Genomic DNA, 24291 nt, shown 5'->3' with positions numbered 1-24291 from the left:
CACGCGGGCACGGATCCGTGCCCCACTTCCCGAGAGCCGGCCGAACAGCCCGCCTCGGGGCTGCTCCAAGATCTCGAACTCGACCTCGTCGTTGTCGACCCCCAGTTCGTCGAGCGCCGCGTCGAGCGCCTCCTCGACCGTGCGCCCCGTCGTCTCCACCCACTCCATCGTGCGTGCTCGTCTCGACTCGTGCGCTCTTGGCCGCAGGCCTTGCGGTTCGCCGGGCCTCGAGCGCGAACTGATCGTGGAGCGGCTACCGCCGCTTGCGCTTCTTGTTGTTGCGGCGACGGGCCGCTTGCTGACTACTGCTCTGCCCGCCGCCGCCACTCGAGGATCTGCCCGCTCCACTCTTGGACGGAGTGGACTTCGGCTTGGGCTTCGACGTCGGTGATCCTGATTGTGCCGGTGCTCCTGACTGTTTGGCAGGCCGGTTGCCACTCGGCTTCGGTGCATCCTCGCCGTTTGGCGCGGGTTCCGCGCCGGGGTCCGGGCTCGGGAGCGCCGGCTGGAAGAGCTTGCGCAGGCCCCCCGGCGCCCTCGTCGGTGGCGCGGCCTCTTCGGTCTCGATCTCCGCTCGAGGTCGCTCCGCGCCTTTGACGTCGATCGGGCCTTGCGCCTTGAGAGGCCCGGTGATCTTGCGCATGATGAGTTCCTGCTGCCCGAGCCGCCACAGGTTGCTCACCAGGAAGTACAACACCAGGCCGGCGGGGAACTGCAGGGAGAACAAGCCGAACGCGATCGGCAGCACGGTGCTGATCATCGCCATCTGCGACGTCATGTTCGGCGCGTTGCGACGGCTCTGGCGCGACTGCGCGAATGCCGTGATGATCACGAGGCCCACGAGGATGAAGTAGGGGAGGGCGTCGAGGAAGCCGCCGCTGACCCCGGTGGCGCTCTGCGACAGGTCCATCCCGAGGAAGTCCTGCGGCTTGGGCAGACCCTTGCTCGGCACGTCGCACCGGACTTTGTGCACGTGGCCTCCGGCCGTGCAGAACGCCGCGTAGAGGTCGGACCCTTTCGGAATGTGCTTATAGGGCTCACGCATCACTTTGAACAGCGCGAGGAAGATCGGCATCTGGACCAGGAGCGGCAAGCAACCTGCAAGCGGGTTGATCTTGTTCTCCTGGTAGAACTTCATCACCTCTTCGTTGAGCTTCTGCTTGTCGTTCTTGTACTTCGCCTGGAGCTTCTTGATCTCGGGTTGCGCCCGCTGCATGTGCATCATCGCCTTGGCTTGCTTGGCGGTGAGCGGGAACAGCGCCAGCATCACGACGACGGTGAGCAGGATGATCGAGACCCCGAGGTTGGGGATCAGCCCGTAGAAGAACGCGAGGATCGCGCCGAAGAAGTTGTAGATCGGGTCGAAGATCGAGCCAGCTGCCAGAACCATCGGGATCAGCTCTCTTCTGTCACGTTTGGGGAACGACGTGACTCGAACGTACGTTCGGTTCAGGGACGGGGTCGAAGCCCCCGGGGTGCCAGGGGTGGCACCGCGCGACGCGACGCGCCGCGAGCCAGGACCCTCGTCGGGCTCCGTGGAGCGCGAGCGCGTCGAGCGCGTACTGCGAGCACGACGGGTGGAACCGACATCTCGGCGGGAGCTGCACACTCACCAGACGCCACGCGCGAACGGGCAGCATCAGGAGCCGGGCGAACACCGTGGGCCGCGCCGGAGGCGTCTCGGTGAGGGACACGCCCCTCATGCTCGGCCGTCCCGTGCGCCCCGGATCGATGCTCCGACGAACGAGCACAGTTCGGTGAACCCAAGAGTCAACACCGAACGCTCGGCTTCGAAGAGGTACGCCCCGCCCTCGACCAATTCGTCGCCGCAGACCGAGACCGCCGCGCGCAAACGCCGACGAACACGGTTGCGGTCGACCGCCGAGCCCACGCGGCGACCGACGGCGTAGGCAACTCGGGGCGGGTTTGTGGCTCCGCTGTTCGAGAAGCGGAGGGACACCGGACCGACCCGGTGGCGGGGAGCCCGGGCAAGGGCCTGGAAGGTCGCACGGTCGCGGACGCGCCAGATCAGGCCGAGAGCCGCTTCCGGCCGCGGGCGCGGCGGGCCCGGAGCACGGCCCGACCGCCACGGGTCCGCATGCGCATGCGGAAGCCGTGGGTCTTCGAGCGCTTGCGAGTGTTGGGCTGGTACGTGCGCTTCACGACAATGGCCTCCTCGAGGCGACCGCGCGCGGGCTCGGAGCAGGAATCCGCGCGGGAGGCGGAATCCCCGAGTGTACCGGCGCGCGGGGCCGGGAACGCAACGTGAAGCTCGCCGTGTCCGTAAGTCAACTGCCCCTTGTCGTGCACCGGGGCTGGTGCTACGTTTCCGCGCCTCGCGGGGCTGCGGCCGGCCGTCGCGAACTTCCCCGGTTGAGCTCCGGCTCCACCCGGCCGACGCGGTGAGGACGCGGTCCTTCGCCGCTCTCCACACCTGTGGATACTCCTGTGGAAAAAGGGAGGGCGGGGCTCGTGACGGCCGAAGAGCTTTGGGGGAAAGGGGCAGCCGCGCTGCGGGAGCAGCTCGCGCCTGCCACATGGGCGATGTGGTTCAACGGGGTCCGGCCGCTCTCGTACGACGGCGGGCACCTCGTCCTGGGGGTGCCGAGCTCCCTCGCCGCCGACCGCATCCGCTCGAGCTACACCGGGATGCTCACCGACGCGATCCGCGACCGCACGGGCGAAACCGTGCGTGTCGACCTGCGCGTCGACACGGACCCCCGCGAGGCCCAATCCATCTCCCTCGACGACACCGAGCTCGACTACAGCTCGGTGGAGCCACCTCTTCGTGCGCGCGCCGAGCCGGAACACCCAGGGGGTGCCGATCCGGTTCCTGGCCCCGGCGGCGACGGTACCTGGACATCGGGCACGCTGCTCGCGCGCTACACATTCGACCAGTTCGTGATCGGCGCGTCCAACCGCTTCGCGCATGCGGCGGCGCTCTCCGTCGCTGAAAGCCCGGGCCGTTCGTACAACCCGCTCTTTATCTATGGCCCGGCAGGGCTGGGCAAAACCCACCTGCTGCACGCCATCGGGCATCACGTCCGGACCGTGTTCCGGAACAAGCGGGTCCGCTACGTGTCCACCGAGTCGTTCATGAACGAGTTCGTCGACGCCATCCGGGCCAAGGCGATGCCCGGCTTCAAGCGCCGTTACCGCGATCTCGACGTACTCCTGATCGACGACATCCAGTTCCTCGAACGCACTCAGGAACTCCAGGAAGAGTTCTTCCACACTTTCAACCAGCTCCACGGTGAGGGCGGGCAGATCGTCATCTCGTCCGACCGACCGCCCAAATCGATCGCCAGCCTCGAAGCGCGCTTACGTACACGGTTCGAATGGGGCCTGATCACCGACGTCCAGCCGCCTGAGTTCGAAACCCGGCTTGCCATCCTTCGCAAGAAGGCAGAGTCAGAGCACCTCGGCGGAATCCCGCCCGAGGTGCTCGCCTTCATCGCCACGAACATCAGCGACAACATCCGTGAGCTCGAAGGTGCGTTGATCCGGGTTGCCGCGTACTCGAGTCTCCACCGGGCCGAGCTCTCCGAAGAAGTCGCCGAACGAGTCCTCGCCGATCTGCTTCCCCCCATCACCCCCCGAGTGGTCACCCCCGACCTCATCCTCGACGAAACCGCCAAGATGTTCGCTTGGACTCCCGATGACCTCTGTGGCAAGAGCCGACGCCGACCACTCGTCACAGCCCGCCAGATCGGCATGTACGTAATGCGGGAACTCACCGATCTCAGCTACCCGCGCATCGCCGAAGCGTTCGGTGGCCGGGATCACACCACGGTCATGTATGCCGTCGACAAGATCAAGCAGCAAATGACCGAACGCCACGTGATCTTCGACCAGGTCAACGAGCTCATCACCCGAATTCGACTGGGCAGCAGTGGATAATGCTGTGGAGGACGAGGACCAAACACCTGCACGGTTGGGGAGAACCCCAGAGGACCGCATGATGACTCACTGTGTTTGTGGACAACGGTGGAAGAACCACGCACGTCGAAGGTGCTCGTGACCTGCCCGAATGCCGTGTTTCCCCAATCCACACGCCCTATTACTACAACAACACGATCTTAGATTTCTTCGTTGGGAGGCCTGAGTGAAGTTTCGTTGTGAACGCGACACGCTGGCAGAGGCCGTTGCCACCGCACAACGTGCAGTCGCGTCACGGACGGGAGCGATGCCAGTGCTGTCGGGCTTGCGTGTATCGACGTCCGGCGGTCTGCTCGAATTGGTTGGTACTGACTTGGAACTCACGATCCGGGTACGCGTACCGGCCGACAGTGATGGCGACGGCAGTGCGGTCGTGCCGGCGCGGTTGTTCTCGGAGATCGTGCGCCAACTCGAAGGCGGCACGGTAACGGTCGAGTTGTCCGACGACGACGCGCACATCGAGGCCGGCCGCTTCGGGACCACGCTGCGTACGCTGTCGACTGCCGAATTCCCGCGCTTGCCCGAAATCACAGAAACAGGTGTGCGCGTTGCCGCGGGCGCGTTCGCCGAAGCGCTTCGCCAGGTAGTGTCGGCCGCGTCAAGGGACGACGCACGACCCATCCTCACTGGTGTATTACTTACCGCGTCCGCGGGTGGGCTCCGGTTGGTCGCAACCGACTCGTACCGGTTGGCGTTGCGCGACCTCGAAGGGGTCAGCATGCTCGCCGAGGGCCAGAAGGTTCTGGTCGCGGCGAAGGGCCTTGCCGAGGTGCAACGACTGCTCACGAGCGCGGACGGTGAGATCGACGTGGTACTCGGCGCACGAGAAGTGGTGTTCCGAGTGGGTACCACCGAAGTCACGACTCGTCTGATCGAGGGTGAGTTCCCCAACTACCAGCAACTCATCCCGAGTGGTTACCCGAACCGGCTCACCGTTGCGCGCGATGCGCTTCAGGCGGCCGTCAATCGGGTGCGACTGGTCGGGCAGAGTCGCGACACCGCGCCGATCCGGCTTTCACAAACCGCGGAGATGCTCGAGCTGTCCGCGATCGCGCAGGACGTCGGGGAGGCCCATGAGTCGGTCGAGGCGAAGTATGAAGGCAGTGAGCTCACAGTGGCCTTCAACTCGCAGTTCCTGCTCGATGGTCTCGACGCTGCCGCGTCCGACGAGGTCGTCCTCGAGTCGATCGACCCGTTGAAACCTGCGGTGTTACGGGCAACCGACAGCCCCGACTTCCTCTACCTGCTGATGCCAGTCCGCGTCTCCTGAGCCGGCCGCGCCGCCGCATGTATCTCGCCGGGCTCTGGCTCACCGACTTTCGTTGTTACCGGGAAGCCGCGCTCGAGCTCACGGCGGGCGTCACGGTCATTTCCGGGGCGAACGCACAAGGAAAGACCAGCTTGCTCGAAGCAGTCGCGTGGGCAGCGACCGGCGCGTCGTTTCGAGGTGTCCCCGATGCCGCGTTGGTGCGCGCCGGCTGTGACGCGGCGATCGTGCGCGCGGAGGTCGTCGATGGCACGCGCGTGCAACTGTTCGAAGCAGAGATACGCGCGAGCGGACGAAATCGCGTCCGCATGAACCGTCAGGCGTTGCAGCACGCGCAAGACCGCGCCGCTGTAATGCGGGTCACGGTGTTCGCGCCCGACGACCTGCAACTTGTGAAAGGCGGACCGGCCGGCCGGCGCGACTACCTCGACGATCTGCTCGTGTCGGCTGCGCCGCGATACGTAGCGGTACGCGCCGACTACGAGCGCGTCTTGCGCCAGCGAAACACGTTGTTGAAACATGGCATCCGGAACGTCGACGCCGAGAGCACGCTCGACGTGTTCGACGCCCAGCTCGCGCGCGCCGGTGCGGAGCTCACGCGCGGGAGGCTACGGATGCTCGAGCGGCTCACGCCTCTGGTGGAGGCGTCCTACGGCGAGCTCGCGGGAGAGGCGGCCGTCAGCGCTGCATACGAGGCAGCCTGGCTTGGCGATTCCACTCCGGCCGAGGCCGAGTCGGCGCTGCTCGCCGCCCTCGGCGAGCGACGGCGGGCCGAGCTGGAGCGGGGAGTCACACTCACCGGGCCCCATCGCGACGAGTGGCGGCTACAGGTCAGCGGGCTCGACAGCCGCCTCCACGCGTCGCAAGGCGAGCAGCGCACCCTCGCGCTCGCGCTGCGCGTCGGAGGCCATCGCCTCAGCACCGATGTCGTCGGCACACCGCCGGTTCTGCTACTCGACGACGTGTTCAGCGAGCTCGACGAACACCGCGCCGCCGCACTCCTCGCACACCTCGATGCCGCGCAAACCCTGGTCACCACTGCCGGGTCGGTGCCGGCGGGGATGCACGCGGAGCTTCTTCTCCGTGTCGACGACGGGCACTTGGAAGCCGCGTGACCGGCTCGGTGCCCGAACGGCAAACCGGCTCGGTGCCCGAACGGCAAACCGGCTCGGTGCCCGAACGGCAAACCGGTGAGCCTGTTCCGATTGCCGATGCGCTCGCACGAGTGCAAGCGGAGCTCGGGTTACCCCAGAGCAGCGTGCTGCGCGCGCTCACCGACCGGTGGGACGAAGTGGTCGGGACCGACGTCGCCGCGCACGCGCGACTCGAGGCGGTGCGCGACGGAACGGCCGCGATCGCGGTCGACAGCCCGCTCTGGGCGAGCCAGCTGCGCTACCTCGAAAGTGACATCGTCGACCGCGCGAACGACCTCGTCGGGTCCGGGATCGTCCGCGGAATCCGGGTCCGGGTCGATCCCAGTGAGGGCTCCGAATAGGGCGCGAATTTCCACCCGTTTGGCACCCGTTTCCCCGGGGTGCTCTGGTAAGCTGAAGGTCGCCGAAATAACTGCTCTGACCTGCGGTTTTACCGTAAAACCGGCCGGCCGGAGGGCCCATTCCCCGAACGTTGCGAGAGGTGCCGCGCGCGTGGCGTACAACGCCAAGGACATCACCGTTCTCAAGGGCCTCGAACCCGTCCGCGAGCGCCCCGGGATGTACATCGGATCCACTGGCCCCACCGGCCTGCACCACCTCGTCTGGGAGCTGCTCGACAACTCCGTCGACGAGGCGATGGCCGGTGAGTGCACCAAGATCGACATCACGTTGCTGGCCGACGGCGGGTGTCGCGTCGTCGACAACGGGCGCGGCATCCCCACCGATCCACATCCCGACTACAAGGGGAAAACCGGCGCCGAGATCGCGCTCACGATGTTGCACGCCGGCGGCAAGTTCGGCGGCAGCGGATACAAGGTCTCGGGCGGGCTGCACGGCGTGGGCGTGTCGGTGGTGAACGCGTTGGCGAGTCGGCTCGACCTCGAGATCCATCAGCATGGCGGCAAGTTCGAGCAGCACTACGCGAAGGGCGGGAAGCCGCAAGGCAAGCTCACGCGCGTCGCGGCGTCGAAGAAGCGCGGTACCACGATCACCTTTTGGCCCGACGCGACCATCTTCGAAGAGACCGAGTTCCGCGCGCAGACGGTCCTCGAGCACGTCCGGGAAACCGCGTTCCTCAACCGGGGGCTCGAGATCCACTTCCGCGACGAGCGCGTCGATCCCGTCACCGACCAGACCTTCAAGTACGCCGGCGGCATCATCGACTTCGTCAAGCACCTCAACGCGTCGAAAGAGCCACTGTTCAAGCGGGTCGTCTCGATCGCCGACACCGGCGAGAACCACGACATCGAGATCGCGATGCAGTGGAACACCGGCTACTACGAGGGCATCCACTCCTTCGCCAACAACGTCGCCACCACCGACGGCGGCATGCACGAAGAGGGCTTCAAGAAGGCCCTCACCAACGTGGTCAACCGCTACGCCAAGGGCAAGGGCCTCCTCAAGGACAAAGACGACAATCTCCTCGGAGAGGACATCCGGGAGGGGCTCACCGCGATCATCTCGGTGAAGCTCCCGAACCCGCAGTTCGAAGGTCAGACGAAGAACAAGCTCGGGAACACCAAGATGCGCTCGCTGGTGGAGAAGGTCACGAACGAGAAGCTCGCCGACTGGCTCGAAGAGAACCCGTCAGAGGCGCGCCAGGCCGTGCAGAAAGCCACGCAGGCCGCACACGCGCGCGCCGCGGCGCGCCAGGCACGCGACCTCACGCGCCGCAAGTCGCTCCTCGATTCGGGAACGATGCCCGGGAAGCTCGCCGACTGCGCGTCGCGCGATCCCAACGAGTCGGAGCTCTTCATCGTCGAGGGCGACAGCGCCGGCGGCAGCGCCAAGCGCGCGCGAGATCCGCGTACGCAGGCGATCCTCCCCATCCGCGGCAAGATCCTCAACGTCGAGCGCGCCCGGCTCGACAAGATGCTGAAGAACGAGGAGATCCAGGCGCTCATCACCGCGATCGGCTCCGGCGTGGGTGACGACTTCGACCTCGAGAAGCTGCGCTACCACAAGATCGTGATCATGGCCGACGCCGATGTCGACGGATCCCACATCCGCACGCTTCTCCTCACGTTCTTCTACCGGCAGCTCACCGAGATCGTGAAGCACGAGTTCATCTACATCGCGCAGCCCCCGCTGTTCCGCGCCGACATCGGCAAGGAGCGCACGTACCTCAAAGACGAGGCGGCGCTGCGCGAGTTCGAGGCTGCGCACGAGAGCAACAAGATCAAGATCAACCGCTTCAAAGGTCTCGCGGAGATGGACTGGCAGGAGCTCGGCGAGACCACGATGAACCCGGCCACGCGCACGCTCCTCCGGGTGTCGGTCGACGAAGCCGCCATCGCCGACGAGGTGTTCTCCACGCTCATGGGCGACGACGTCGAAGCGCGCAAGGGCTTCATCCAGAAGAACGCAAAGGACGTGCGCTTCCTCGACGTGTAAGCCGCGGCTCGTGATCATGCGTCGGTTCCACGAAAGCTATGGAAGCGAAGGCCAAGAAAGCGAAGGCCAAAAGTGCAAGGAAGGTCATGCCTGACGACGACGGCGTCCAGGGAACTCTGAACGACGGCAACATCGAACCGGTCGAGCTCCAGGAGGAGATGGAACGCTCCTTCTTGGAGTACGCGATGTCGGTCATCACCGCGCGCGCGCTGCCCGACGCGCGCGACGGGCTCAAGCCGGTGCAACGCAGGATCCTCTACGGCATGTACGAGGACGGCATCCGGCCCGACCGGCAGCACAAGAAGTCGGCGTCGTCGGTCGGCTACGTGATGAGTAACTACCACCCGCATGGCGACAGTGCGATCTACGACGCGCTCGCCCGCATGGCGCAAGACTTCTCGCTCCGGTACCCGCTGATCGACGGCCACGGGAACTTCGGCTCCCCCGACCCCAACGACCGGCCGGGAGCAGCCCGCTACACCGAGGCGCGCCTTGCGCAGCTGGCGATGGAGTTGCTCGGCGAGATCGACGAAGACACCGTCACCTGGTCGCCGAACTACGACGGCAGCCGCGAGCAGCCCGACGTGCTGCCCGCCCGGTTCCCGAACCTGCTCGCCAACGGTGCCGGTGGGATCGCGGTGGGGATGGCCACCAACATCCCGCCGCACAACCTCGGTGAGCTGATCGACGCGGCCACCTACGTGCTCGACAACGGGAACGCCACCAACGAAGACCTCATGAAGATCGTGCAGGGTCCCGACTTTCCCACGGGCGCGACGATCCTCGGTCGGAGCGGGATCAACGACGCGTACACCACCGGGCGCGGCTCCATCAAGCTGCGCGCGGTCGCGGAGATCGAAGAAGGTGCGCGAGGAGAGACGCGCATCGTCGTGACCGAGCTGCCCTACCAGACGTCCGTCGAAGTCATCGGGCAGAAGATCGCCGAGCTCGTCAACGAACGGCGCATCGACGGTGTTCGCGATGTGCGGAACGCGTCAGCCGGCAACACCACCATGCTCGTCGTCGAGCTCAAGCGTGATGCCAACGCCCAGGTGGTGCTGAACCAGCTCTACAAGCACACGCCGATGCAGACGAGCTTCCCGGTGCACATGCTCGCGCTCGTCGACGGCGTACCGCGGCTTCTCGATCTCTCGAACGCAATCAAGGAGTACGTCGCCCACCAGCGCGACGTCGTACGCCGTCGCACCGAGTACCGCCTGCGGAAGGCGCAGGAGCGCGCGCACATCGTCGAGGGCCTGGTGAAAGCGCTCGACATGATCGACGCCGTCATCGCGCTCATCCGCGGCGCCGCCGATGTCGACACCGCGCGAACGGGTCTGATGGCTGCGCCGTTCGAGTTCTCCGAGGTCCAGGCCAACTACATCCTCGACATGCAGCTCCGCCGGCTCACCCAGCTCGAGGGCCAGAAGCTCCGCGACGAGCTCGGTGAGCTCCAGGCAACCATCAGAGAGCTCGAGTCGATCCTGAAGAGCAAGACGAAGCTCGACACCGTGATCAAGAAGGAGCTCGCCGACATCCGTAAGACCTACGCCGACGAGCGCAAGACCAAGCTCACGATCGACACGGGTGACCTCGACACCCTCGATCTGATCGAGGACGAAGAGGTCGTCGTCGTGCTCTCCCACAAGGGCTACGTGAAGACCGTCGCGGCCGACACGTTCCGGCGCCAGGGCCGAGGTGGGCGTGGTGTACGCGGCGGCAACTTGCGCGACGAGGACTACGTCGAGCACCTCCTCACCACAACCGCGCACTCGTACCTTCTGTTCTTCTCCAACCGTGGCCGTGTCTACCGGCTGCGTGCACACGAGATCCCGGTGAAGGAGCGCACTGCGCGCGGCACTGCGATCGTCAACCTCATCGCGCTCGGTCCCGACGAGCACATCGAGGCGGTCATCGATACCCGCACCTACGAGGACGGCGCGTATCTCTTCTTCGCGACTCGCAACGGCATGGTCAAGAAGACCAGGATGAGCGAGTACGACTCGTCGCTCCGCACGGGGCTGATCGCGATCAACCTCAACGAGGGCGACGAGCTCGTCAAGGTGGTCCAGACGAACGGGGACGACGACATCCTCATGGTCTCGCGCAACGGCATGAGCATCCGGTTCTCGGAGAGCGGCGTGCGGGCGATGGGTCGCGCCACCGCCGGCGTCCGCGGCATGAAGCTGAGGAACGCCGACGACGCCGTCGTCGGCTGCGACGTCGCCCGGGACGACACCGTCATGCTGTTCGTCAGCTCGAGCGGCCACGGCAAGCGCACCCGCCTCGACCATTTCCACCGCCAGGGGCGTGGCGGGCAAGGCGTACGGGGTATGAAGATCACCGCCTCCAGGGGCTCGGTGGTCGCCGCGTTCACGGTTGCCCCCGACGATGAGATACTCGTGTTCTCCTCCGGGGGGAACCTGATCCGGATGGGAGTCAAGGAGATCTCGTCGCAGGGGCGTGATGCGACCGGCGTGCGTGTGGCACGGTTGGCCGCAGGGGAGACCGTGAGTGCAGTGGCGCCGGTACTCGAAGCCGACGCAGGAGAAGGACAACTCGAAGATGGGTAGCGCCGCCGACGACCTCAGCCCTTCGACGCCAACGCGAAGCGCGCGCGTGCCCTGGCCGCCGGTGCGCTCGAGCCCGTCGGCGCTTGACCCGGAGCTCGAGCCGGAACCGCCGCCGGAACGAGCAGCGCCGTCGCGCCCGGCGCCCTCGCCGGCGAAAGCGAGGCCGCAAGGCACCGCCGCGCCCTCGCCGACTACCGAGCGCCGCTACCGGCAGACCATCAACAGCGTCGACCTGTGGTCGGTGCTGAAGGTCTCTGTGTGCTTCTACATCTGCAGCATGGCCGTGGTGATGGTGGCGCTCGTCGCGCTGTGGGTGATCGGCGACGCGGCCGGCGTGATCCAGAGCGTCGAGAAGTTCCTCGGCGATCTGCTGCAAACGAAAGACTTCACGTTCCTCGACGGCGAGATCCTGCGGGGCACGTTGCTCGTCGCCGCGGTACTCGTCGTGCTCCTCATCGTAATTACGGTGATCGCCGCCGCGTTCTACAACCTGTTCGCTGAGATCTTCGGCGGGATCGAGATCTCGATCACGGAAGACGAGTCGGCGCTCTAGACGCCGCGGCTACGCTCGCTGACCCTCCGGGGCTATAGCTCAGTCGGTTAGAGCGCATCCCTGATAAGGATGAGGTCGGTGGTTCGATTCCACCTAGCCCCACAACCCGCCTGTTAGAAGGAGAGAAGGCTCGGCTTGATCCCGGGTATCCCTGTATGGCGGTGGCTCAGCTGATAATTTTGGGTTGATGCCGCGCACCGAGGTCTTGAGAATTTCTCCGGCGGACAGTGCCGCGGGCTCGGTCCAGGGGGCGCTGTTGCGTTAAGGCGGGCGGTGCGCGCGGATGACTGGGTGCGGTGTCCGATCAGATGGTTCTGGCGAGTTCGGCGAACGCCGTCGCGACGCGTCGGTGCGGCCGGGCTTCGACGCCGAGTTCGTAGTGGCCTCGTCGGAGGTTCTGCATGAACGCGTGACCGCGCACGATCACGCGGGCGGTGTGGTCGCGTTTGAGTCCACGCATCGGCCGTAACCGAGCTTTGAGCTGGCCATGGTCGGCCTCGATCCGATTATTCGCGTATCGCCTCGTGTCGTGGAACGCGGTCGGGATGAGCTCATCGACGACGGCGCGCAGCGTCCAGGCCCGATCGGTCACCACCTCAGCCGGGACGCCGTGACCGGCGAGCGCGGCGGTAAAGAAGCGGCGAGCGGCACCGAGGTCGCGGCGCGCGGACACGAACACGTCGATGATCTGGCCGTGCTGGTCGACGGCGCGGTAGACGTAGCGCCATCGGCCCGCGACCTTCACATAGGTCTCATCGACGTACCACCGATCTCCGATCGCGTGGCGACACGGCCGTGCCGCGTCGACCAGCAGCGGGGTGAAGCGCTGCACCCACCGGTACACGGTCACGTGATCGACCTCGATCCCGCGCTCCGCGAGGAGCTCTTCCACATCGCGATACGAGAGCCCGAACCGCAAGTACCAGCGCACCGCAAGCACGATCACGTCGGGTGGGAACCGGAACCCGGCGAATGCCGAACTCGGGACTGCCGGTACCGGACGAGCATGAGATCGGAGCATCCCACCACTGTCGCCTTCGCGCGGGTCGCCCAATGCAACAGAGCCCGACGGAGTGCTGCTGCTGCTCCCCTCGGACTTATTGCGGTCCCGCGCTCGCGATCAGGCGTGACCTGACGGCGCGTTGATCGCCGTGCGTGGGGACGGACTCGCCCCATGCCATCCAGTTGATTGGACGGCGCTTCTCCCCGACGCGTCGCATGATTCCGAGCTGTTGCGGATTAGGTGGACGTCCAAGATCGACCATACGTCCCCAAGGTTCCGGTACCAGCTCCCAGGCCTCACCATCGAGCACGTAGTCGATGCGATCGGCCCAGTAGCCGTCTGCGGATCGGGTGACGGCGCATTCCATGTGCTCGGTAGTGCGGACGTTGCCGTCACGATCGCCGATAATGGCGATTGCGAACCGGTCGTGTCCGAACAGAAAGTGCCCGATCTCGAGTGAGTCGTCGTCCCACTCCGTTGCCCAGCTGAACCACGTGGTGTGCAGTTGGCGTCCAAGTAACGGGTCGTGGTGCACGTAGAGCCGTCCGCCGGGCGGCATGTACGCCTCTTCGTAGAAGAGGAACCCGAATACGGGTCGCCCCAGCGCCTCACCGGTGACTTCCCAGGTCTGGGACGGGTAGTAGATGGCGTCGTCGCGCCCTGGCAGGTACCAGTGGAGCCCGGGACCGACGCGCTTCCCCGTCACACCGATGAGTCCCAACTCCTCCCAGCGCGCACTTTCCGCGCCGAGCACGAGAAGATCGTCGCCGTCTGCGGTGCGCCACGCTACGTGCCGGCCGTCGAGTGTGCGCGTCAAGGTGTCTCCACTCGAGCCGCGTCGGGCTTCCTTGCGCAGGTGCAGATCGGCAGCGTCGTCCCAGGCGGTTTGCAGTATGAGTTGCGGGCCCAACGCGTGTGGCGCTCCCTCGGAGGGCGCAACATCAGGATCGGCGAGGCGGCGCATGAACGCCAGGGGGCGCCGGTCTTCGTCGCGCAGCACTCCCCACAGGTACCCCGCCTCGCGCTGCAAACCGAAATAGGGGCGCGAGTTGGCGAACTCATCGACATCGACGACACGCCCGCCCGCCAACGCTCCCCATCCGAGGTCGCCTTTGCGCGGTACCTCGTCGCCTGACACGCGCTCACCATACACAGTAAGACGGATTCGATCCTCGAAGCGCGCATCGCCTGCATCCTGTGAACGGCGAGTGTGATCCGCACCCGAACGTGCAGGCCTGAACCTCGGCGTTACCACGCAAACGGCGATCCGACCTCTGTTGACTCCGCACCTCAACTCGTTCAGCGCGGGATCACTTGAGGCCGACGATCGCGTCGCGCGCGAGCCGGTCGATCTCATCGTCGGTGTAGCCGATCTCCGCGAGCACGCGGCGCGTGCTGGCACCGAGAAGCTCCGACGACCGCGCGCGTCCCGGTGTGAGTGAGAGGGTCGCCATCGGGGACTGTCGGCGGTGGGGGCCGGTCGTGGGATGCTGGACGTCGGCGAGAAGGCCGGCGGCGGCGGCCTGGGGGTGGTCGCGCAGGAACCACCCGTAGCCCGGCGAGTCGGCGCGCACGCAGGCGACGCCGGCCGCGACCATGTCGCGCTGCCATTCGTCGGTGGTGCGCGTGCGGAACAGCGCGCTGAGCGCGTCAGCGTCAGGTACTCGCGGCGCGCCCGGCACCGTGTCGACGAACCGCGCCCATTCGCTTTCGTTCGTGCACGCGAAGAACACCCAGCCATCCGCCGTCTCGTACAGGCGGTACGTCGGACCAACACCATTGAGCTCGGCGTCGGGCTCAATGCGGTCTGGCTTGCCCGCGTAGCGGATCCAGTCGTCGGACATCGCGTAGGCGTTCGCGCTGAGCATCGTGGTCTGGATCGACTGGCCCTCGCCGTGACGCACGCGCGCCACGAGCGCGAGCAGGATGGCGGTCGCGACCGCCATTGCCGCGTTCGGGTCGGGGTTGCCCTCGTTGGCGCTCGACAGGTGCAACGAGACCTGCTTCGTCTCTTCGTCGGACAGCTCGGCATCCGGCCCGGGCGGCATCCCCGTACCGGCTTGGAGGACCGCGTTCCCGCACATTGCGCCGGCCGACGGGTGGTACGCGGGGAGCGCCGAGTAGGGCCCGTCGGCGCCGTACGCGCCCGCGTACAAATAGACCAGGCGCGGGTTCAGTGCGCGCACCGTCGGTTCGTCGATCCCGAGGCGCTCCGGCACACCGGGGCGGTAGTTGTGGACGAAGACGTCGGCGCTCGCGATGATCCGTTGCGCGATGGCCTGCGCCTCAGGCTGCTTGAGGTCCAGCGACACGCGCTCCTTGCCGTACATCACCTTGGCCGGCCCGTCGCCGTAATAGAACCCCATCGGATCGCCGGTGAGCGGCTCGAGCTTGATCACGCGCGCGCCGTAATCGGCCAGCACCGACGGTCCATAAGGGCCCGCGTACATCACCGCGGCCTCGACGATCGTGATCCCGCTGAGCGGGCCACGCGCAGGCAGCTCGCCGCGGCGCGCGGTGGGCCAGGTCGCGTCGGCTCGCGGCCCGACCGCGATCGCCGACGGTGTGAAGGAGAACGTGGCGACGGGGCCGAGCTGCTCCGTGCGACCGAGGTCGGGGTCGACGACGACGACGACGTCGCCGTTGTGCCGGGCCTGCGGATGGTCCATTCCCTCCTGCGTCGTGCGCATGATCTCCGCGCCGACCGCGCCACCCGCGAGTACCCGGTCAATGAGATCGTCCGCGGTCAGTTCGGCGGTGGCTGCGAGCACCGCGTCCCATACCGCCATGCGTACGGCGTCGCTCCCACCGTTCGGCATTGCCGCGTACGCGGGGTCGGTCCGACGATCGCCGAACCCGAGCAGGTCGGCCTCGGCCCAGAACAGGTGCGGCGCCATGTTCGCCCACTGGATCCAGTGCCCGTCCGCCGTGCGTGAGGTGAGGTAGGCGAGGCTGAATGGTGCCGCGGTCGACGGGGCCGCCGCTGCCGGAAGCGGCGACGGGGTGGCATCGGCTGGAGCGGCGAGCGCATGGCGCGCGCCGTCGAGGATGTCGTAGGGCGTGAGGTTCGCGAGCAGGCTTGTCTCGACCCGCTGGCCGATCCCGGTTGCCTGGCGAACGAGGAGCGCGGCGCAGATTCCCTGCAGCGCGGACTGCGATGATGCGAACGACAGGTACGGCACCGCGATGTAGCCGGGACGGCCGCGTCCCGCGCCCGACTCGGTCAGCCTGCCGGCGACCGCGTGCACGATCGCCTCGTAGCCCGGCACGTCACGAAGCGGGCCCTCGGATCCGAACGCAGTGATCGAACAGCTCACGAGCGCGGAGTTGAGCTCGCGCTGCACCGCCCAACCGATACCGAGCCGCTCGAGGACGCCGGGGCGAAATGCCTCGACGAGCACGTCGCTCTCGGCGATCAGCGCGCGTGCGCGGTCGATGCCCGCAGGCTCCGTAAGGTCGACCCGCTCGAAACGCTTGCCGCGGTGCCACTGCGGACGACCGGGCGCGCTTCGGCTCGGGTCGCCGCGGTAGCCAACGCCGTCGGGCGGCTCGATCCGTGTGACCGTCGCGCCGTTGTCGGCGAGGACCATCGTCGTGACGGCGCCGGGCTGACCGTGCGTCAGGTCGAGGACGCGCAGGCCTTCAAAGATCGTCGGCACGATGTCCCTTCCGCGCGTCAGTCCTGACCATCTTCAGTTGTGTGCGAGGGTCTTCCAACCCTGTTCGATCCAGGCCCAGTGTGTGCGCGCGTGGTCGCCGCTGTTGTGCGCCAGTACCGCGCCGACTGTTCCGCCACTCCAAGGCGCGCCGGGGATTTGCATCTCGAATTGGTCATCGGTGAGACGTGTGAGCAGCGCGAACGTGTCCGACCTCGCCTCTTCGCCGAGGCGAATCAGCTCTGCGAGCGAGAGGTGCCGATGCGCTTTCGTGAACTCGTCATTGCCGCGGTTCACGTAGTCCATCGGCGACTCACCGCTGGCGCCCATGTTGGGCGCCACTGCCTTCAGCGGGCTCGGGTGCCCATCCGCGAAGGCGGTGACGATGCGACAGAACGAACGCTCGCCGCGGACGAGATGCGCGAAGTGGTCCTTCGGCGCCCACCAGAAGTCAGGCTCGTACTCGCTCTCCGTCACCGGACTGAGGAGCAACTCCTCGTCCGTCGTCGTGAACGTCTCGAGCAGCCATGCGCGATCGCGGTTCAGCGCGATCTCGGTCTCCACGCGGTTCATGTGATTCCTCCCGGAACAGTGGACGACTTCGCGTCGCTTGCTGAACGAGAAAGTCCTCGCTATGCAGCCGGCTGACCTGTCTGGCTCGGACAGCCGTCACAGGGGTACAAGGGACCGACGATCTCGGCATTGAGAACGAGCACGCTCTTGTTGGGATCGAAGTACGGCGGAAGCTTCTTCGGGAACCGTCCGGGCAGGAACGCGTCGGCGTCGAAGAGGTACTGGTATTTCCCCGTACCAGGCAGACCCACGGCATTCGACGCGCCCTGCGCAGTCGGATCCCACCACAGGAGCCGACCGGTCAGGCCACCCTGCTGGTAGCTCGTCCATGGCAGGTACTTCTTGCCGTAGAAGTTGTAGGGATCTTTGAAGAGCGCGGTCTGGAAGCGTTGTGGCGTGAGGTCGGGTCCCGCGAGCGCGATGCCGTCGTAGATCGCGGACACCGGGCCGGATTCACGACCAAGGCCGAAGTTCGGTCGGTCGGTGCCCCAGTAGTACTCGTACCATGCCTTGAGCCTGCTCGACGCGCTCGTGTCCGGGCCGAGCGTGCCCATCCCGAAGGCGTGCGCCCATTGCGTCTGGTCAACCTTGGTTGACGAGAGTGGCGAGGTGGCTCGGCTGAAGGCGTCGATGTCCTGGTACTGGAACCCCGTCATCAGCCACTCGGGGAAGAAGTCCTGGGCGGTCGCCGTCTTGGTGATCACGGGCAGGAAGTTCAGGTCGCCGAAGGTCACGACGGTCGTGACTCCGGCCGAACGCATCCTGCTGATGATCGTGGGGATCTGCTCGGCGTACGAGTCCGGGGACGACACGAAGGACGACGGCGTGTACGGGTACTCGAAGGCGGTCGCCTGACCGCCGACCTTCTTGAACTGCTCGACGAACACCTTGCCGCCCCCGATCGAGTCCGGAGCAACGACCGCGAACTTCCGCGTTCGCGACTTCAGATCGTCACCGGCCCACTTCGCGTTCTGGCCGACGAGGGGAACGGCGACGGAGGCCACGTTCGCTTGGAGCGCGTCGGCGTCGGGGTTGAGTCCGTATCGGTACGGCTGCTGCTTCTCGCCGCTCTCGGGGGTCACGGAATATCCGAAGCTGATGATCTTGCGTTTGGCGAGGTCGGCGTCGAAGAAGACGCCGCCGGACCCGGGGCCGTCGACCACGATGAAGGGCTTGAGTTGCGCTACGCGAATCGCGTCGGCGCGCTGCTCTGCCTCGCTGGTACCGGACGCGCGTAGATCGGTGACCTCGATCTTGCGTCCATAGGTCTCGGTGTGGAGGCTCGCGTACGTGTCGACCCAGTCGCGGAAGCTGTCGGCGGCGTTCATCCCACCCTGGTCGGTGGTGCTGTTGAAGTAGACGACCTTCACCGTGTCGCCGGCCACGCCGGGTGAGGTTGCACCACCGTTGTCGGCGCTGTTCGGAAATGCGGTGACGCAGGGAAATCCGCCGACGATCCCCGCGTACTTCTGCGGCGGGAATGGTTGCTTGACGCGCTCGGCCTCGGCGTCACAGTTCGGGTTGGCCAATGCGGCCTTGGCTCCGATCGTCGGATAGCCGTACTTCTGGCTTGCGGCGGACGCCCCCGGCGGAGCCAGGACTCCGGCCGAAACCGTGAGCGCCAACCCGACCACCAGACCGAGCCTTCGATGATGTGACCGTCGATGCCGCATGGCGGTTCTTCCCCCTTGTTCGTGCGAGCAGCGTCGTTCGTCGTCAGGCGACGACGATGCGCACACGCGCCAGATTCTCGATTCGTTCGGTTCGTGCCGCGACGTCGCCGTCGCGGTGCGACGTCACTCGTACCGTCGCGAAGTGCGTACCGGCGACGTCGAAGCGATGTGACACCGACCGTTCCACGACTCGCCCTCGTCCATCGATCCCCTCGACCGGGTTCGCGAACGCGCCGCTTCCGTCGAAGTCCCATTCGGCCGCGATCACCGTTCCCCAACCGGTGGGAACCTCCGCTGTGAACGCGAGCTCGACGTCCTCGCCCGGCGCGGCCTTCGCGACAACGGCGCCGTTGGCGGTGGCGGTCACGACGGGCTGGATACCGCCGCGATCGTCCGCGGCCGTCGGCAGGAGCACCTGGCCGTCGACGTAGTCGTAGTCCATCGTGCGACCGGGAGGTGTCTCGTCCTCTGCCCACGCGATCACGTCCCGAACGCCCTGACTGACGATTCCGACGTACCAAATGGAGAGCGTCGCGTCCGGCGTGCCGGGTGCCGGCGGCACATGCTGAGCCTTGTCGGTCCACCAGATCCGAAACTGGTCGTCTGTTCCGTCGCCAAGGTGCTCCAGGACCGAACGGTGGTAGCGGATGGCTACCGGAGGCCAGCACGGACGATCCATCAGGTGTTGCTGAAGGATCATCTTGCCGCCGAAGGCGCCCGTCCAAGCGAGGTGGCTCGGAACTTCGGGACGCTGCGGGTAAATGGGTGTTCCGACAACGGTGAACTGCGCGAATGACAACGGGTCCCGTGCTTCGTGCCGGTCCGAGTAGCAGTACGCCAGGAAGTCGCGGTTGTCGACGGTGATCGCGTCGCCCTGCGCGATGTCCGCGACGAGGGCTGGATCGAAGAAGGAACCCTCCCCGGTGGGGATCAATACGTCGCCGACGACCATGAAGCAGTACCACTCGCGCCCAGCGGCACCGCCCGCGTCAACGGTGACCTTCGCGCCGGTGAGCGTGGCGGCGTCGAGCCCGGCGACGCGGATTCCGAGCGGCACGTCGCCGCTCAAGCCGAGCATCTGGAGGAGCATCGACATCATCGGCCCGCCGGCCACTGACCCGTCCCTGTTCGCCGACGCCATCTCCTCCGCAGTCACAACCGCGTCGACGGCGGTCTTCTCGTGGATGATCTCTGCTTCGAGCACACCATCGGCTCCGGCGTATCCGGGCTCGGTCCAGAAGGCCTCGAAGTACTCCGGATCGGCGAGCCGCATGGCGTCCACACCGCGCATGCCAGGCCATCCGATCTCGGGCATGGGCAACCGGAGCTGGTGCTCGGCGCCCCTCTGGAAGCCGCCCCGGTACAGCGCTGCGAGGGCCTCGCGCTGCAAGGTGCTCAGGCCCTCGAACGGGTTGCCGCTGCCTCCGGGCGCCATCGCGTCGATCACCGACTCGATCACGGGATCGAGGACGCGCACCGCGTTGAGTGTCATCGAGAACGATGAACCGCCGAACATGAACGGGACGCCACCGTCGTAGAGATCAGGAGCACGCTCCATCGCCCAGATGGTGAAGTTGCCGCCTCCGCTCCCGCCGTAGCAGTAGCTGTGGTGCGGCTGGGCTCCGTAGAGCTCCTCGGCGACCGCGTGCGACAACCGCGCCGTCTCGACGTCGGCGCGCCCACACAGGATGGAGAGGTCTCCGTCGAGCCCCTCCATGCTCGGTCCGATGTGCCCCTGGTTCGACTCGATGAGGTACGCGCCGTTCGAGAACGCGATGTGATGTGCGTTCAACATCCCGACGGTCTGTGCGGACATCTCGTTACCGCCGGACGCGCCGCCGAACGTCTGAACCATCCGACCCTCGCACTGCCCTCGCGGTGGGAAATAGAAGGAGAAGCGCGTGTCGGTGCCTTCGAACCCGCCGTGCAGGTAGCGGTGCGGCAGCGGTTGTTCGCGCTCCTCGTCGACGTCGACATAGGGCTTCCCGAAGAACGAGTCGACAGGTGAGTAGCGCTCGACGGACTCCATGTTTCCCTCCTCTATGCCGACACCGCGACCGCGCCGCAGGCCAACAGTTCCGTGACTTCATCCGTCTCGAGACCCCAGTCGGAGAGCACCTGCTCGTCGGGGACATCGCATTCAGTCCACGACCGGATGACTGAGACCGCGCCGTCGAAGCGTGGCGCGGGAGCAGGTTGAACCACGCCGCCGAAGTCGACGAAGACACCTCGGGCGACGTTGTGCGGGTGATCGCGCGCCTCCGCAAAGTCGAGGACCGGCGCGCAGCATGCGTTGGCGCCCTGCATGACGTCACACCATTCGTCGCGAGTCCTTGTCGCGAATGCTTCGGCGATCGCAGTGCGCGTCTCGTCCCACCGCGTTGCGTCCATCTGGTGCGGGAGGTCGGCCTCGGAGAGGCCCAGACGCTCGATCAGCTGCGCGTAGAACTGCGGCTCGATCGCGCCGACTGCGATGTGCCCGTCGTCCTTCGTGCGGTAAATCGAGTAGTACGGATGCCCACCGTCGACCAATGTTCGCTGCGCGACCTTCGCGCCACGCGCCGCGACTCGACATCGCGTGAGGCACCGCAGCGAGGAGCGCCGCGGTGTCGAGCATCGCGGCATCGACGACCACACCGCGGCCTGTGCGCGCGGCTAGGTGCAGCGCGCTGACGACGCCGAACGCGCAGAGCAATCCGCCCGCCCAGTCGCCAAGGAGGTTGAGCGGCATGATCGGTGGTCCACCGCGTTCCCCGATTGCGTCGAGCGTGCCGCTGAGCGCGACGTAGTCAACGTCGTGTCCCGCGTGCTGTGCCCACGGACCGTCCTGTCCCCACCCCGTCAGTCGCGCGTAGACCAGGTGCGGCGACTCAGCCAAGCATGCTGCCGGCCCGATTCCGAGCCGCTCCATGACCCCCGGTCGAAATCCTTCGATCAACGCGTCCGCCTCGCGGACGAGGCGGAGGAGTGTCTCGGGACCCTGGTCGTGGCGAAGGTCGATCGCCACAGAACGCCGTCCGCGACCCATCGGGTCCACCGAATGTCTGATGCCGGCGCCAATCGAGCCACCACCGCCGGGCCGGCTGATCTTCAACACGTCGGCGCCGTGGTCAGCGAGCATCATGCCTGCGAACGCGCCGGGTGGCCCGCCGATCTCGAGCACCTTGAAGCCGTCGAGGGGGCCGGTCACCGCACGGCCCCGCTCGCGCGCAGCGACGCGATCTCGTCGGCGTCGCATCCCAGTTCACGGAGCACCTCGTCGGTGTGCTCGCCAAGTTCCGGTGCAAGCCGATGCGGGACTTGCTCTGCGTCGCTGACCCGGAGCAATACGTGGAGCTCCCGCACGTTCCCTTTCGCGGGATGCGCGACTTCGGCGACGCGACCGATGCGTCGCTGTTCGGAGTCGTTCATGAGGCGGTGCATCGATCGACCTGCCGGCTCGACGATTGCAACTCCGGTGTTGCCAACTTCGTCGACGGCGACCGCGGTTTCTCGCTCTGCGAACGCGGCGGCGATGAGGTCGGCCTGGTGATCGTCGCTTGCAACCCGGTCGACGCCGAGGATCTTCAACAGCGCTTCGCGATCCGCATCGGTGTACGCCACGACGCAGACCCAGCCGTCGGCGGTCTCGTATAACCGTTCGAACGGCCCGAAACCGAACTGCAGCGGATCCAGCTGATCCGCGCCGATCACATCGCCGTCGACCGTTCGGACGACGTGGGCCATGTGCGTCATGGTCGCGTTCAGCTGCGCGTTCTCGACCGCTTGTCCGTCACCGGTGCGATCGCGGTGCAATAACGCGAGGAGAATTGCGATCGCGCCCAACAGCCCGTTTCCAGGATCCTCGTTTGCGGTCGGCGGCATCGGTGGGTTGAAGCGACCCGCAATCTCGTAGGTGACGCCGACATAACCCGACTGCATCGGTGCGAAGCTCTGTCGCATTGTGAACGGACCGGTGGATCCCCACCCGGGCGCGTGGAGGTAGATGATGCCGCCGTTCACTTCGCTGACCGATGCGTAGTCGAGGCCGAGGCGCTCTGCTGCACCGGGGCGCAGGTTGTGGTGCACGACATCGGCGCTCCGTAGTAGTTCCTGAGCCACTCCAGTGAGCGCGGGGTCTTTGAGGTTGGCCGCCATTGCGCGCTTCCCCGCCTGCGCGGAGAAGAAGGGCCGTTCGATCCCGCGGAGCTGGTCGCCGAGAAGCGGCTCCACCTTCAGCACCTCGGCACCGAGATCGGCAAGGAGCCGCGATGAGTAAGGGCCGGCGTAGTACGCGCCAAGGTCGAGGATCCGCAAGCCTTCGAGGAGCGGCCTGGTGTCGATCGCGCCCGCGGGCGGCTTGTCCGCCGGGTCCGGCCACCCAGCCATCGTCCCAAGAACCTCGACGGTGTGCTCACCGACACTGGGTGCGGCGCCTCGTACGTCACCGGGGGTCGCGGTGAACTTGGCGGCCGGCGCGACCTGCTCGACCGGGCCGAGCACCGGGTCGTTGACGGTGACGACCATCTCGTTGTGCCGCGCCTGTGGCGTGTCGTACACCTCGGTCGGCCGGAGGTGCTCGACCGCGCACACGTCGGCCTCGAGGAACCGCTCCACCCACTCCGCTCGCGGTCGCGTCTTGAAGATGTCGACGGTCTCGTTGTAGAGGATCGGCACCTGCTCGGGAGTGAGCGGCACGCCGATGTCCATGCCGTCCTCGCTCGGCGGGATGCGGTCATCGAGGCCGAGCACCTTCATCGCCCGCCCGAACGCGCCGACCGCGCCGGTGTGGATGCCGAGGTACTCACCGTCGGCGCATTCGAAAGAGCGCGTGAGGAGCCGGATCGCGGGGGGCGCGGTCATGACGAGTGGCGCGTTCGTCAACGCCTCGACCGACGCGTCGGTCTCGCCCCACAGCATCGAGTGGTAGGCGAGTGCGCCGTCGAACAATGACGTCGAGACGTGCCGGCCGTGACCGTCTTCGCGCGCGCGACGCAGCGCGGCGAGCGCGCCGATGACCGCAAGCGACGCCGCGCCGGCCGACGCGAACGGGAACCCGAGGAAGATCGGCGCTTCGCGGTGGCCGACCTGCTCGGCCATGCTGCCGAGCACGGCCTGGACGATTGGTTCGTATCCCGGGAGCTCGTCGTCACCATCGCCTTCGCCGAAGCCCGAGATCGACACGTAGACGAGAGCGGGGTTGCGTTCGTGCAGCGTCTCGTAGTCGAGGCCGAGTTGCTGGGCGACGCCGGGCCGCCAACTCTCGACGAACACCTCGGCACGGTCGATCAAAGCGAGCAACTGTGCGCGCGCGTCCGGATCCGTCACGTCGAGCTCGATGCTGCGCTTCCCGCGGTTGAACACCGCCGCCGATGCCGGCACTTGGTCGCGGCACGGATCTCCGCCCGGTGGCTCGACCCAGACGACGTCGGCGCCGTAGTCGGCGAGGATGCCCGTCGCGCGCGGGCCCGCCGTGCCGCGTGAGCAGTCGACGACGCGCAGTCCTTCGATGGGCCCGGCCATCCGA

At 66.7% G+C, this 24291-nt stretch carries 20 protein-coding genes, 1 tRNA gene and 1 pseudogene; 8 read left to right on the top strand and 14 right to left on the bottom strand.

What is annotated here, in order from left to right; genetic code table 11:
- From WD271_14395 to rpmH, 5 genes are all read right to left on the bottom strand, one after another.
- On the bottom strand, positions 1-168 hold a 168-nt coding region (locus WD271_14395; GenBank protein MEX1009018.1), incomplete at its 3' end, for a Jag N-terminal domain-containing protein.
- 85 nt (positions 169-253) lie between these two features.
- Positions 254-1390, bottom strand: coding sequence for a membrane protein insertase YidC (yidC, locus tag WD271_14390; GenBank protein ID MEX1009017.1), 1137 nt, complete (start codon positions 1388-1390; stop codon positions 254-256).
- Between the two features lie 19 nt (positions 1391-1409).
- A complete protein-coding gene (yidD, locus tag WD271_14385; protein MEX1009016.1) occupies positions 1410-1703 on the bottom strand; it encodes a membrane protein insertion efficiency factor YidD in 294 nt (97 codons plus the stop codon).
- Positions 1700-2029 carry a ribonuclease P protein component gene (locus tag WD271_14380; protein ID MEX1009015.1) on the bottom strand — a complete coding sequence of 110 codons (330 nt, stop codon included), beginning with the start codon at positions 2027-2029 and terminating at the stop codon, positions 1700-1702. Before WD271_14380 ends, yidD begins: the two co-directional genes overlap by 4 nt.
- The gene (gene rpmH / locus WD271_14375; protein ID MEX1009014.1) at positions 2029-2169 is read right to left on the bottom strand and encodes a 50S ribosomal protein L34; all 141 of its coding nucleotides are present in this window, start codon (positions 2167-2169) and stop codon (positions 2029-2031) included. Before rpmH ends, WD271_14380 begins: the two co-directional genes overlap by 1 nt.
- Before the next feature lie 279 nt (positions 2170-2448).
- On the opposite strand from rpmH, the gene dnaA reads away from it, so the two are divergent.
- The 8 genes from dnaA (at position 2449) to WD271_14335 (ending at position 11982) form a co-directional block, all read left to right on the top strand.
- Positions 2449-3900: a chromosomal replication initiator protein DnaA gene (dnaA, locus tag WD271_14370; protein ID MEX1009013.1), complete on the top strand. Its 1452-nt coding sequence runs from the start codon at positions 2449-2451 to the stop codon at positions 3898-3900.
- A gap of 205 nt (positions 3901-4105) precedes the next feature.
- Positions 4106-5209 carry a DNA polymerase III subunit beta gene (gene dnaN / locus WD271_14365; GenBank protein MEX1009012.1) on the top strand — a complete coding sequence of 368 codons (1104 nt, stop codon included), beginning with the start codon at positions 4106-4108 and terminating at the stop codon, positions 5207-5209.
- A gap of 17 nt (positions 5210-5226) precedes the next feature.
- On the top strand, positions 5227-6321 hold the full coding sequence (locus WD271_14360) for a DNA replication/repair protein RecF (protein ID MEX1009011.1): 1095 nt from the start codon (positions 5227-5229) through the stop codon (positions 6319-6321).
- Complete coding sequence (locus WD271_14355) at positions 6318-6701, top strand: DUF721 domain-containing protein (protein MEX1009010.1); 384 nt, start codon at positions 6318-6320, stop codon at positions 6699-6701. The genes WD271_14360 and WD271_14355 overlap by 4 nt, the downstream gene beginning before the upstream one ends.
- A gap of 151 nt (positions 6702-6852) precedes the next feature.
- Positions 6853-8754, top strand: coding sequence for a DNA topoisomerase (ATP-hydrolyzing) subunit B (gyrB, locus tag WD271_14350; GenBank protein MEX1009009.1), 1902 nt, complete (start codon positions 6853-6855; stop codon positions 8752-8754).
- An 86-nt stretch (positions 8755-8840) separates the two neighbouring features.
- Positions 8841-11327, top strand: coding sequence for a DNA gyrase subunit A (gyrA, locus tag WD271_14345; GenBank protein ID MEX1009008.1), 2487 nt, complete (start codon positions 8841-8843; stop codon positions 11325-11327).
- Positions 11328-11373: 46 nt separating this feature from the next.
- Positions 11374-11880: a DUF3566 domain-containing protein gene (locus WD271_14340; GenBank protein MEX1009007.1), complete on the top strand. Its 507-nt coding sequence runs from the start codon at positions 11374-11376 to the stop codon at positions 11878-11880.
- A gap of 28 nt (positions 11881-11908) precedes the next feature.
- Positions 11909-11982, top strand: a tRNA-Ile gene (locus WD271_14335).
- A gap of 202 nt (positions 11983-12184) precedes the next feature.
- On the opposite strand, the gene WD271_14330 is transcribed toward WD271_14335, so the two are convergent.
- The 9 genes and pseudogenes from WD271_14330 to WD271_14290 all read right to left on the bottom strand — a co-directional run bounded on the left by WD271_14330 (position 12185) and on the right by WD271_14290 (position 24287).
- Positions 12185-12901: an IS6 family transposase gene (locus WD271_14330; GenBank protein ID MEX1009006.1), complete on the bottom strand. Its 717-nt coding sequence runs from the start codon at positions 12899-12901 to the stop codon at positions 12185-12187.
- A gap of 76 nt (positions 12902-12977) precedes the next feature.
- Complete coding sequence (locus WD271_14325) at positions 12978-14021, bottom strand: hypothetical protein (GenBank protein MEX1009005.1); 1044 nt, start codon at positions 14019-14021, stop codon at positions 12978-12980.
- Positions 14022-14193: 172 nt separating this feature from the next.
- Positions 14194-16542, bottom strand: a complete 2349-nt coding sequence (locus WD271_14320; GenBank protein ID MEX1009004.1) for a CoA transferase — start codon at positions 16540-16542, stop codon at positions 14194-14196.
- A gap of 33 nt (positions 16543-16575) precedes the next feature.
- Positions 16576-17112: a DinB family protein gene (locus WD271_14315; GenBank protein ID MEX1009003.1), complete on the bottom strand. Its 537-nt coding sequence runs from the start codon at positions 17110-17112 to the stop codon at positions 16576-16578.
- A gap of 59 nt (positions 17113-17171) precedes the next feature.
- The gene (locus WD271_14310) at positions 17172-18746 is read right to left on the bottom strand and encodes a hypothetical protein (protein ID MEX1009002.1); all 1575 of its coding nucleotides are present in this window, start codon (positions 18744-18746) and stop codon (positions 17172-17174) included.
- Positions 18747-18828: 82 nt separating this feature from the next.
- Positions 18829-20814, bottom strand: coding sequence for a hypothetical protein (locus tag WD271_14305; GenBank protein ID MEX1009001.1), 1986 nt, complete (start codon positions 20812-20814; stop codon positions 18829-18831).
- A gap of 11 nt (positions 20815-20825) precedes the next feature.
- Positions 20826-21410: a CoA transferase gene (locus WD271_14300; protein MEX1009000.1), complete on the bottom strand. Its 585-nt coding sequence runs from the start codon at positions 21408-21410 to the stop codon at positions 20826-20828.
- A gap of 1 nt (position 21411) precedes the next feature.
- Positions 21412-21906 (bottom strand): annotated as a pseudogene (locus tag WD271_14295) (CoA transferase).
- Between the two features lie 65 nt (positions 21907-21971).
- Positions 21972-24287: a CoA transferase gene (locus WD271_14290; GenBank protein MEX1008999.1), complete on the bottom strand. Its 2316-nt coding sequence runs from the start codon at positions 24285-24287 to the stop codon at positions 21972-21974.
- Between the last annotated feature and the right edge of the window lie 4 nt (positions 24288-24291).

The organism is Acidimicrobiia bacterium, from assembly GCA_040880805.1.
Taxonomy (GTDB): domain Bacteria; phylum Actinomycetota; class Acidimicrobiia; order IMCC26256; family DASPTH01; genus DASPTH01.
This window is presented reverse-complemented; position numbering and strand designations above follow the sequence as displayed.